Genomic DNA, 11,844 nt, shown 5'->3' with positions numbered 1-11,844 from the left:
CGGAGGCGACTGAGGGAGAGCGCCTTGGGAAAGTCTCTACCCCACCCGCTTCGCGGGAGCCCTCTCGCAGAGGGGGCCTTTACTTAAACTTTCTTTTTGTCCGGCAGCTGGCTGGCTACGATGGCGGCAAACATCAGGCCGCAGCCGCACAGCTCGGTGGTGGAAAGCGTCTCGCCCAAAATCAGCCAACCGGCCAAGGCGCTGAACACACTCTCCAAGCACATAGCCAAACTGGCAATGGTGGGGTCCAGCGCTTTCTGGCCCACAATTTGCAGTGTGTAGGCCACGCCGCTGGACATGATGCCGCAGTAGGCGATGGCCACCGCCGCCAGGCGGAACTGCTCGATGGTGGGCTGTTCAAAAATCAGCATAAACACGGTGGAAATGACCGCCACCGTCAAAAACTGCACAAAGCTCAGCTGGATGCCGTCCAGCTTGGGGCTGAAGTGGTCCACCAGCAAAATCTGGGTGGCAAACAAAAAGGCACAGCCCAGCAGCTGCCATTCGCCGCCGGTCAGGGCCAGGCTGTCGTGCCCGGCCAGGCACAGCAGATACAGGCCCACCACGCTGGCGGCCACGCAGCACCACAGCTTTACACCGGGGCGGCGGCCAAAAAGCACGCCGAACACCGGCACCAGCACTACATACAAAGCGGTCATGAACCCGGCCTTGGCCGTGCTGGTGGTGCCAATGCCCATCTGCTGCGCAGCCGATGCCGCAAACAGCGCGATGCCGCAGCAGGTGCCGCCCTTTACCAGCACCTTGCGGTTCTGCCAAAAGCCCGGCTCGGCGGCGGAGTTGGTCTTGCCGGCTTTGCGCAGCACGGCCATCAGCCCCAGCAGAAACACACAGGCCAGCCAGCTGCGGCCCGCCAGAAAGCTGTAAGGGCCCATGTGGTCAGCGCCCACGCTTTGCGCCACAAAAGCGGTGCCCCAGATGAAGGAAGCCCCCATCAGCAGCAGGGTATTGCGTAATTGTACGTTTGGCATAAACTTCCCCTTTTACGTTACTTTTTCCTCTAAAAATTCCTCTACAACAAAACCGCCCACACCGTCTTGGCGCGGCGCGGGCGGTGCTGTTTTGTGGTTACTGGACGGTGTTCTCGTTCTCGATGGTGGTCAGCTCCTCGCTGCCCAGGCCCTGGACCTTCAGCCCGCCGGTGATATAGTAACGGGTGGAGTCATAGCTGATGTAGACCTTGTACTGCCTGCCGGGGGTCAGGCCGGAAACATTGTACTGGTAGCAGGTGCCGTCGGTGGTGTAGTAAACGGTGGAGCCGATGACATAGCTGGTGGAAGTCTTGTCGTCGGACAGCTCCCACAAGGCGATCTTGAAAGTCTGGAAGTTCTCGTTGGTGGACTCAGTGGTGGCATAGCCGGTGATGGACAGGCTGTCGGAACCCGCCACAAAGTAGTCGGTACTGCGGTTCTGGATGCCGTTAAAGGCTACATACAGGGTGTCGCCGTCCACCTCGGACACCAGCTTGGAGGCAGTGGTGTCCATCGTTTCGGGGAAGGTCACGTCGCCGCCGCTGGTGGCGTAAGTCAGATCGTCGACCTCGTCCTCATCGCTGGTTTCCTGGCGCAGGCCCAGGGCAGTGGTGGTTTTCAGGATGGCGCTTTTCAACACTTCTTTGGGGGAACAGGCCGTCAGCGACACACACAGGCAGACCAGCGCGGTCAGCAGGGCAAGGGTACGGGTACGTTTCATATTTTAATAAACCTCCGTGGGAATACTCAAAACTCAAAGTAAACATAGGTATTATATCGCATTTTGGGCCGGGGTACAAGAGGACAGAAAAGGAAATCCGGTAAAAACCGTTGCGGCTGGCCCCGCACCATGGTATACTTACAATAAATATCACTGTTAAGGGAGCGCCTGTTTATGAAAATCGCCGTTGCCGGTACCGGTTATGTGGGCCTTAGCATCAGTGTGCTGCTGGCCCAGCACAACGAGGTATGGGCTGTAGACATTCTGCCCGAGAAAGTGGCCCTGCTGGCGGCCCGCAAAAGTCCCATTGCCGATAAGGAGATCGAGCAGTATTTAGCCGAAAAAGAGCTGGACCTGCACCCGACCACCGATGCTGCCGCTGCCTACACCGGCGCGGACATCATCGTGGTTTCCACCCCCACCAACTACGACCCCAAGAAGAATTATTTTGATACCTCCAGCGTGGAGGCTGTGCTGACGCTAGCCGGGCAGTATGCGCCGGAGGCGACCATCGTCATCAAATCCACGGTGCCCGTCGGGTATACCGCGTCGGTACGGAAAAAATTTCACAACCTGCATATCCTTTTCAGCCCAGAGTTTTTGCGGGAGGGCCATGCGCTGTACGATAATCTCTACCCCAGCCGCATCGTGGTAGGCTGCCCGGCGGGGGACGGGGAACTGGCCGCCCGTGCCCATACCTTTGCGGGGCTTTTGCAGCAGGGGGCCATCAAGCAGAATGTGGATACCATCTTCCCGGGCTTGACCGAGGCTGAGGCCATCAAGCTGTTTGCCAACACCTACCTGGCCCTGCGTGTGGCCTATTTTAACGAGCTGGACACCTACGCCCAGGTGCGCGGCCTAAACACCCGTGACATCATTGACGGCGTCTGCCTGGACCCGCGCATCGGCAACCACTATAACAATCCGTCCTTTGGTTACGGCGGCTACTGCCTGCCCAAGGATACCAAGCAGCTGCTGGCCAATTATAACGATGTACCGCAGAATCTGATGCAGGCTATCGTGGACTCCAACGCCACCCGTATGGACTTTATCGCCGAGCAGGTGCTCTCCCGCGAGCCGAAGGCTGTCGGCATCTACCGCCTGACGATGAAGGCGGGCAGTGATAACTTCCGTCAGTCCAGCATCCAGGGCGTCATGCGCCGCCTGCGGGCCGAGGGCATGCCGCTGGTTATCTACGAGCCAACGTTGAAAGAGGATACTTTCTACGGCGACCGCGTGGAGAAAGATCTGGACAAATTCAAGGCCGAGTGTGATGTGATCATCGCCAACCGCGCCGCCCCCGAGCTGGCCGACGTGGCCGGGAAGGTGTATACGAGAGATTTGTATAGCCGGGACTAAATAATGATAATACGCAAAAAAGCCGCACAGATGTGCGGCTTTTTTGCGTTAAAGGCTCCCTCTGGGAGGGGGCCTTCCTGCTTATTTACTCCGATATTTCGCCAATGTCCTCAGCACTACCTCCGGCTCCAGCGGTTTGGTCAGGTGCTCGTTCATGCCGGCTTCGTAGGCACGGCGGCGGTCTTCCACAAAGGCGTTGGCAGTCATGGCCAGGATGGGGATACTGCCCGCGTCGGGGCGGTCCAGCTGACGGATGGCCCGGGTGGCCTGGTAGCCGTCCATCACCGGCATCATCACGTCCATGATGATGGCATCAAAGGTGCCGGGGGCGCTGGCGGCAAACTGGTCCAGCGCGTCCTGCCCGTTGACGGCCTTCGTCACCGTGACACCGGCGTTCTCCAGCACAAACACGGCGATCTCTATGTTCAGCTCGTTGTCCTCGGCCAGCAGTACGTGCATGCCCTCCGGCGTGGCGGCAGGCAGGGCGGCGGTTTCCTCGACCCGCGGGGCAGCGCTGGAGTCGATGGCAAAGGGAATCGTGATGCAGTAGGTCGTGCCCTCCCCTAGCTTACTGCGGCATTCTATCGTTCCGCCCATCTTCTCCACCAGACTTTTTGTGATGGCCATGCCCAGCCCCGTGCCGTTGTAGGAGGTGCGGGCGTCGCTGTGCTCCTGGGTGAACGGCTCGTAGAGGTGCTTCTGAAATTCCTCGCTCATGCCAATACCGGTGTCGGCGCAGATAAACTCGATCCAGGCAATCTTGCCGTCGCTGCGCACCTCGCGGCAGGTCAGGTCAATGGAACCGTTGTCCTTGTTGTACTTGATGGCGTTGCTCCAAATGTTCATCAGCAGCCGCTTCAGGTGCAGCGGGCTGCCAATGAGTGTGGTGTGTTTGACCTCGGTGCGGTCGGTCATCGTGATGCCGCGCTCGGCGGCGGCGCGCTCCATCGTCTGGCGGATGCCGTCTTTCAGCTCTATCACGTTGAACGGGCAGCTTTCCAGCAAGATCTCGCCGGACTCCAGTTTGCCCATATCCAGCACTTCGTTCACCAGCTCCAGCAGCAGAGTCGAAGCATCCCAGATCTTGCGGCGGCACTCAGCCTGTTTGGCCAGGTCCTCGCTGTAATGGTCGCCGATCTCCACCATGCCGCGGATGCCGTTGATAGGTGTGCGGATGTCGTGGCTCATGCGCTGCAAAAACTCGGTCTTGGCGCGGTTGGCGCTCTCGGCTTTACGGGCGGCGTCTTTCAACTGCTGCTGGTAGCTCTGCTCCCGGCGGAGCTGCTCCTCCTGGTAGACATGCTTGAGCCGCCAGCGGATCATGATGACGATGAACAGCACCATGGCGTAGGCCACCAGCGTGAACAGCAGGTTCTTGGGCGTGGTGTCCAGCGCGCGGGTCAGCGGCATGTAGGCGTAGACGTAGTAGTCCCGCCCGCGCTCCAGCATGCAGTAGACCCACTCGCCGTCGCCGGAACCGGCCCGCACGCGGGTCATCTCGCCGCCGTGGGCGTTCTCCCGGATGCTGCGCAGCACCGGCACGTCGTCGACGTTCTGCCCGGCCAGGCCTTCGCGGTTGGCGGCAATGATGCTGTCGCCGCTGGTGACCACCAGCGTTTCCTCGGTGCCGGGGTCGTAGCCTTCCAGCAAGTTCTGGATGATCAGGTTGTAGTCGGTGGCATATTCGGCGCGGGTATGATAATAAACGACGATCACGCCCGGCTCGTCGGTGCGGCCGTGGGCAGCCAGGTCCACGTAGGAGCCATCGTCCAGCCGGATGCGGGCGGTGTAGGTCTTAATGGGGAATTGGGCGGTTCCCAGCACGGTGTCCATGGTGACGTACCCGCGCAGGGCGGCGTAGTCCAGCCCGTCAGTGCTGTACTCCCGCTGGACGACGCCATGCTCGTTCATCAGGATGATGCCGGTCAGCCGCTGCTCGTAGGTATAGCGGCGCAGATCGTCGGTGTTCAGCGTGGCCTCGCCGGTCAGGGCAATCTTGTACTGGATCTCGCGGTCGATCTGCTGGGCGTTCTCGATGACGCGCAGCAGGCTTTTGGTCATCGAGGTATCGTTGAACCGGTCGTAGGCTGTACGCTGCTGTTTGACGTACTGGGTGGCATCGGTGAGGTTCTGGCTGGCCAGGTACAGGTCACTGCGGTAGGACATCAGCCCCACCAGCGCCATCAGCCCCAGCCCCAGGCAGAGCATCAGGGGCCAGAAAAAGCGGACGGTGAAGGAAGATACTTTTCTATTCGACAAGGCCGTCCACCTCCAAAAATTTCTCGGGGTTTGCCAGATACTTGCCGATGATGGCGGCTAAAGTCCCGTCCGCCCGCATCTCATCGAGGGTGGCGGTCAGCTGCGTTTCCAGCCCGCGCACGTCGTTTTTGCCAAAGGCGACGCCCAGCCTCACCACTTGTAAAGGCTCGTCCAAAATGCGGTACTCAGTGTTGTAGTCCTGCATGTACTGCAGGATCGAGACTTCGTGGGCGGCGATGGCGTCCACGTAGCCCTTGCCCAGGGCGGTGTAGATCAGCTCCCGGTCCTCAAAGCAGTAGAGGTCCCGCAGGGCGGGCAGGGAGGCGTCGGTCAGAAACAGTTCCTCCGGCTTGGTGGTGCTCTGCACAGCCAGGGTGCGGCCCTCCAGGTCGGCAATGGTTTCAATATCGCTGCCGGGCATTACGGCCACCACCTGGCGGCTGGCCATGTAGGGGCCGGCCCAGCGGTAGTCATCCTCCCGTCCGTTGATGGTAAAGCTGCCCCACACGCAGTCAATGTCGCCGGTTTCCAGCAGCTGGGTCTTTCGCTCCCAGTCGATGATGGTAAACTCGGCGCGGTAGCCCATACGCCGGAATGCCTCTTTGGCAAGCTCCACATCGATGCCGGTGGGGGCGCCGTCCTCGCCAATATAGTTGAAGGGCGGGTAGACATCGCTGCCCACCAAAATCGTGGGCAGGCTGCTTTCCTCACTGCTGCCGGCGGGCATATCGGCGCAGCCCACCAGCCCGGCGGCCAGGCAAAGGGCTGCCAGGAGGCAGACGATACGTTTTAGGGTGAAATTTTTCTGCATAAGGCCCTCCTAAAAATGGCACTGGTGCAGCATATAATATATAGACATATTCTACCATATAACAGTTACTGCGGTCAATTTTGAATCGCTTGTGTGGGCATAAATTGGCGTTTTGCAAAACATGAAAACCGTGCGTTTTCAAAATTTGCGGCAACTTGCTAAAAAGAGGCATTGTTAAATTCCAACACATGTGCACAACTGGCGAAGTATAAGACAAAGTAGCGAAAAATGCAGATTTTCTGTTGCGGGATCACGGACCGGATGTTATACGTAAGCGTAATATGCTTACCGTCACCACCGAGCAGGAAAAGGCACTCTACCTGCGCCCTGCTGGAGCGTTGCGTCTACGGCGGCCAGGCTCCCGATGCCCGCGAGGAGCGCGCGTTGAGCAGCTTTTTGTGGAAATTGATCCGCAGCCGGCCCAAGCATACGCTGCTGCAGAATTTGAAGCGGAGATACCGCAGGATTTAACGACGCATAAAGACCCCCTTGTGTAAAGGGGGCTCCGCGAAGCGGTGGGGGATTGTCCTGTCTGCGTTGCAAATCGGTCTACCACGTAAGGTTACAATCCCTCCGTCACGGCTTCGCCGTGCCACCTCCCTTTGCACAAGGGAGGCTTTTTTGTATCTATTTATATCTTTGCCTTTTTTTCGCTTCTATGTTATAATGCCTACAAAACGCACAAAGGAGAAATACGCTCATGAAATTTTCTGAGATGCCCTATCAGCGCCCGAACCTGGACGAGATCAAGGCGCAGTTTGCTGCTGTGACCCAGCGCTTTGCCGCCGCGCCTGACTACGCCGCCGCCAAGGCCGCCTTTCTGGACGAACAGACCCTGAACAAGCACGTGGACACGCTGGCCAACCTGGCCAGCATCCGCAACACCATCGATACCCGGGATGAATTCTACGATGATGAGATGAATTTCTGGAACGCTGCCACCCCGCAGATCCAGGAGTGCCAGAATACCTGGAGCGCCGCCCTGCTGGCGTCCCCCTACCGCAAACAGCTGGGCGAGGAATACGGCGAGCTGATGTTCCTCAACGCCGAGATCGCCCAGAAAGCCTTCTCGCCGGAGATCCTGGACGAGATGGCCCAGGAAAACGACCTCTCCACCCAGTACGGCAAGCTGATCGCCTCGGCTCAGATCCCCTTTGAGGGTGGCGTCTACACCCTAAGCCAGCTCTCTCCCTTCAAAAACGACCCCGACGATGCCCGCCGCCTGGCCGCCTGGAAAGCCGAGGGTGCTTGGTATAAGGAGCATCAGGAGGAGTTCGACTCCATTTACGACAAGATGGTCCACCTGCGGGACACCATGGGCAAAAAACTGGGGTACGAAGGCTACACTACCCTGGGCTACTACCGCATGGGCCGCAACTGCTACACCAAGGCTGATGTGGAAAAATTCCGCGCTGCTGTGGTGAAATACCTCGTCCCCGTGGCCGACAGCATCTACCGCGAGCAGGCCAGGCGCCTGGGTAAGCAGTACCCGATGAACGCCGCCGACAACGCCCTGATGTTCCGCAGCGGCAACCCCAAACCCTGCGGTGATGCCGATGCCATCGTGGCTCAGGGCAAAAAGTTCTACGAGGAACTGTCTCCCGAAACCGCCGAGTTCTTCCACAAGATGCTGGACGACCAGCTGATGGACCTGCTCTCCACCCCCGGCAAGGCGGGCGGCGGCTACTGCACCAGCCTGGATGATTACGAAGTGCCGTTTATTTTTGCCAACTTCAACGGCACCCAGCACGATGTCGAGGTCGTCACCCACGAGGCCGGCCACGCCTTTGCCGCCTATATGAACCGCAAGCGCATCCCCTACTCCACCGTATGGCCCAGCATGGAGGGCTGTGAGGTCCATTCGATGTCGATGGAGTTCCTGGCCTGGCCCTGGGCCGAGGGCTTCTTTGGCAAGGATGCCCGCAAGTTCCGCTACAGCCATCTGGCCGGGGCGCTGACCTTCATCCCCTACGGCACGATGGTGGATCACTTCCAGCATATCGTCTACGAAAAGCCGAATATGACCCCGGCCCAGCGCCACGAGACCTGGAAGGAGCTGGCCGCCATCTACCAGCCCTGGATGCGCCTGGACGGCGAGATCCCCTTCTATGGTGCGGGCGAGTACTGGCAGCGCCAGATGCACATCTACCAGAGCCCGTTCTACTACATTGACTACTGCCTGGCGCAGACCGTCAGCCTGCAGATCTGGGCGCTGATGCAAAAGGACCGCGCCAACGCATGGGACCACTACATGGCCTACACCCGCCAGGGCGGCAGCCGTGTGTTTACCGAGCTGCTGAAAAACGCCGACCTGGTCAGCCCCTTTGAGGAAAGCTGCCTGCGCGGCGTCTGCGAGACCGCCAAGGATTGGCTGGACCACTACGACCTGACGGGGCTGGAATAATGGCGGACCGCAAAAAGAAGCGCGCCTATCTGGACGACTTTGAAAAAGACCTGAACGGCAACTACCAGTACCGCGGCGCGCACTACCATTATAAAGGTACAAAATCCCGCGGCCGGGCACTGGCCTGGCTTTGGGTCTTGTGCGGCGGTGGGGCCGCGCTGGTAGTGGCGGCGGGCCTGGTGCCCGGCGCGACCGCCTATGCGCCGGTCTGGCTGCTGCTGCCTTACATGGCGGGCCTGCTGGCGGCAGGCTATGCGGTATACCTGCTGGTGCGGCTGACCGCCGCGGGGGAACCGCTGCGGGCGTATATTCATGAGCAGACCGTTCTGAAACTGCCGGGCAGTTGCACGCTGGCGGCTGTACTTGCCGGAATTACAGCTGCCGCCCAGCTGGTACAGCTGGCGGTCAGCAGGCAAAACCTGCCTGCGCGTATCCTGTTTATCCTGCTGCAGGCAGCAGCAGCCGGTGCCTTTGCAATGGAAAACCATCAATTTAAAGCGCTAAAGTATGAAAAGCAGGAATAATTATACAGAATTATTGATAAATATAATATGTAGCAATGTGAAAAAAAGCGGGCAACTGTGCAGCTGCCCGCTTTTTGGTACGAGGCACAATAAAATCAAGACCTTTCTTTGCCAAAAAAATATCACAAATTTCGGTAAATGCCACAAAAATAGAACTTTTAAGTTGACATTTTACGCAATCTCAGGTACTATATAAGATAAGCCATTATCGACAAGTGTACACTGTATGAATAAACAGTCATCGGAAAGGGAATTCCCTTTCCCGTTATGGCCGCTGGGGAGCGGCCATAATGACTTGTGGGTGAGGGCAAAATTTTAGGAGGTTTTGTACACATGAAAAACGCAAAGCAAGCCATTGCGCTGGCATCTGCTGCGGCCCTGAGCCTGAGCATGCTGGCCGGCTGCGGCAGCTCCGCTTCCTCCGCTGCATCCAGCGAAGCTACCAGCACTGCCACGGCCGAGGCTACCACTTCCACCAGCGACGGCACCCTCGTCCTGGCAGAGACCGGCTTTGAGGGCAAATTCAGCCCCTTCTTCGCCGCTTCTGCCTCTGACCAGGATGTCATCGACCTGACCCAGCTCGGCCTGCTGGGCGCCGACCGTAAGGGCGAAATGATCCTGAACGGCATCGAGGGCGAGACCCGCGAGTACAATGGCACCGACTACACCTACCACGGCACCTCTGACTGCGTTGTCACCGAGAATGACGACGGCACCGTTACCTATGACCTGAAACTGCGTGACGACCTGAAGTTCTCTGACGGCGAGCCTGTCACCATCGACGACGTTATCTTCTCGATGTATGTATTCCTGGATCCGACTTATGACGGTTCTGCCACCATGTACTCCACCCCCATCGTTGGCCTGGAGGAGTACCGCAACTCCATGTCCACCCTGTCTAAGCTGATCGCTGAGGCTGGCGAGGATAACACCGACAATACTTACTTCACTGCTGACCAGCAGAAGGCTTTCTGGGACGCTGTCAACGACGGCGGCGTGAAGTTTGCCCAGGAAATCGTTGACGACATGACCGAGAACGGCGGCGCTACCGATGTTGCCTCCGCTGCTGCCGGCTGGGGCTTCGACCTGGCCGATGGCGCTACCGCTAAGGATTTCTTCCTGGCTATCGGCGCCCAGTACGACTGGAACTTCTCCGCTATGGAAGCCGAGACTGCTGGCTCTGCCCTGTCTGATCTGATTCCCGAGGAAGTTTACAACTACTCCACCACTGGTGTCACCGTTGGCAACGACGTGCCCAATGTTGCCGGTATCGTCAAGACTGGCGACTACAGCATGACCCTGACCACCACCGAGCTGTCCACCACCATGATCTATCAGCTGCAGATGCCCATCGCCCCCCTGCACTACTACGGCGATACCGCTCTGTACGATTACGACAACAACTCCTTCGGCTTCCCCAAGGGCGACTTGAGCAGTGTCCGCTCCAAGACCAGCGCTCCTCTGGGCGGCGGTATGTTCACCTTCAACAAGTACAGCGACGGCGTTGTTTACCTGGATGCCAACCCCGACTACTTTGACGGCGCACCCAAGATTGCTCACGTCAACATGAAGGAGACCCAGGAGGCCGATAAGATCACCGGCGTTCAGGCTGGCACCATCGACATTTCCGATCCTTCCTACTCTCTGGAAGTTGCTGACCAGATCGCCGACATCAACGGCGTCGAGGGCGAGGATGGCCCCGTCATCACCACCCGCCTGAAGGACTACCGCGGCTACGGCTACATCGCCCTGAGCGCCAAGAACGTCAATGTTGGCGGCGACCCCGCTTCCGAGGCTTCCAAGAATCTGCGCAAGGCCATCATGACCGTTGTCTCCGCTTACCGTGATGAGGGCATCGACTCTTACTACGGCGATACCGCTAGCGTTATCAACTACCCCATCTCCAACACTTCCTGGGCCGCTCCTTCCGTTACCGATGACGGCTACAAGGTTGCTTACTCCACCGACGTGGACGGCAACGACATCTACACCTCTGACATGAGCAGCGAGGACAAGTACCAGGCTGCCCTGCAGGCTGCCCTGGGTTACTTTGAGGCTGCCGGCTACACCGTCGAGAACGGCCAGGTCACTGCCGCTCCCGCCGGTGCCAAGATGGAGTATCAGATCAACATCGGTGCTTCCGGCAACGGTGACCACCCCTCCTTCCAGACCCTGACCAATGCTGCTGCCGCTCTCAAGACCATCGGCTTCACCCTGACTGTCAACGATATGGCCAACGCTTCTGACCTGTTCGCTTCTTACCAGTCCGGCGCTGCCGAGGGTTGGGTCGCAGCCTGGCAGTCCACCAATGACCCCGATATGTTCCAGCTGTACCACAGCAGCGGTTCCACCAACTACTACGCCATCGACGATGCCGACCTGGATGAACTGATCATGGCTGCCCGCCAGACCACCGACCAGGAGGCCCGTAAGGCCATGTACAAAGAGGCCATGGAGATCATCCTGGATTGGGGTGTCGAGCTGCCCGTCTACCAGCGCAGCGAGGCTACCATCTTCTCCACCGAGCGTGTCAACATCGACACCATCGCGAAGGATCAGACCCCGTACTGGACCTACAAGTCTGAGCTGAACAACACCGAGCTGAACTGAGTTAAGTTCACCCTGCGTTCTGCTTAAACAGCAATAAATAGCGACCGTTCCGGCGCTTTATAACGCCGGAACGGTTGCTGTGTCTAAACTTATTCAAGCAGTTTGGATACAAAAACAGCCATACTATGCACATTCGGCCATAATATGGTTGTCCCACTCCCCCGCAG

The 11,844-nt window shown here is 58.6% G+C and carries 8 protein-coding genes; 4 read left to right on the top strand and 4 right to left on the bottom strand.

All coding sequences use genetic code 11. The annotated features are described in order from the left end of the window. Positions 1 to 83: 83 nt before the first annotated feature. The gene (locus tag OGM81_05390) at positions 84 to 989 is read right to left on the bottom strand and encodes a DMT family transporter (protein UYJ44567.1); all 906 of its coding nucleotides are present in this window, start codon (positions 987 to 989) and stop codon (positions 84 to 86) included. A 97-nt stretch (positions 990 to 1,086) separates the two neighbouring features. Further along, entirely contained in the window at positions 1,087 to 1,710 is a 624-nt protein-coding gene (locus tag OGM81_05385; GenBank protein UYJ44566.1) for a hypothetical protein, read from the bottom strand. 174 nt (positions 1,711 to 1,884) lie between these two features. On the opposite strand from OGM81_05385, the gene OGM81_05380 reads away from it, so the two are divergent. Beyond that, a complete protein-coding gene (locus tag OGM81_05380) occupies positions 1,885 to 3,069 on the top strand; it encodes a nucleotide sugar dehydrogenase (protein ID UYJ44565.1) in 1,185 nt (394 codons plus the stop codon). An 81-nt stretch (positions 3,070 to 3,150) separates the two neighbouring features. On the opposite strand, the gene OGM81_05375 is transcribed toward OGM81_05380, so the two are convergent. Both OGM81_05375 and OGM81_05370 read right to left on the bottom strand, forming a co-directional pair. Further along, the gene (locus tag OGM81_05375) at positions 3,151 to 5,328 is read right to left on the bottom strand and encodes an ATP-binding protein (GenBank protein UYJ44564.1); all 2,178 of its coding nucleotides are present in this window, start codon (positions 5,326 to 5,328) and stop codon (positions 3,151 to 3,153) included. Further along, a complete protein-coding gene (locus OGM81_05370) occupies positions 5,318 to 6,139 on the bottom strand; it encodes a transporter substrate-binding domain-containing protein (protein ID UYJ44563.1) in 822 nt (273 codons plus the stop codon). Before OGM81_05370 ends, OGM81_05375 begins: the two co-directional genes overlap by 11 nt. 700 nt (positions 6,140 to 6,839) lie before the next feature. Between OGM81_05370 and OGM81_05365 the strand changes: the two genes are divergently transcribed. The 3 genes from OGM81_05365 to OGM81_05355 all read left to right on the top strand — a co-directional run bounded on the left by OGM81_05365 (position 6,840) and on the right by OGM81_05355 (position 11,677). Continuing rightward, positions 6,840 to 8,543, top strand: coding sequence for a M3 family oligoendopeptidase (locus OGM81_05365; GenBank protein UYJ44562.1), 1,704 nt, complete (start codon positions 6,840 to 6,842; stop codon positions 8,541 to 8,543). Next, positions 8,543 to 9,067: a hypothetical protein gene (locus OGM81_05360; protein UYJ44561.1), complete on the top strand. Its 525-nt coding sequence runs from the start codon at positions 8,543 to 8,545 to the stop codon at positions 9,065 to 9,067. Before OGM81_05365 ends, OGM81_05360 begins: the two co-directional genes overlap by 1 nt. A 333-nt stretch (positions 9,068 to 9,400) precedes the next feature. After that, on the top strand, positions 9,401 to 11,677 hold the full coding sequence (locus OGM81_05355) for an ABC transporter substrate-binding protein (GenBank protein ID UYJ44560.1): 2,277 nt from the start codon (positions 9,401 to 9,403) through the stop codon (positions 11,675 to 11,677). Positions 11,678 to 11,844: the final 167 nt, after the last annotated feature.

Source organism: Oscillospiraceae bacterium (assembly GCA_025758045.1).
Classification (GTDB): domain Bacteria; phylum Bacillota; class Clostridia; order Oscillospirales; family Ruminococcaceae; genus Gemmiger.
This window is presented reverse-complemented; position numbering and strand designations above follow the sequence as displayed.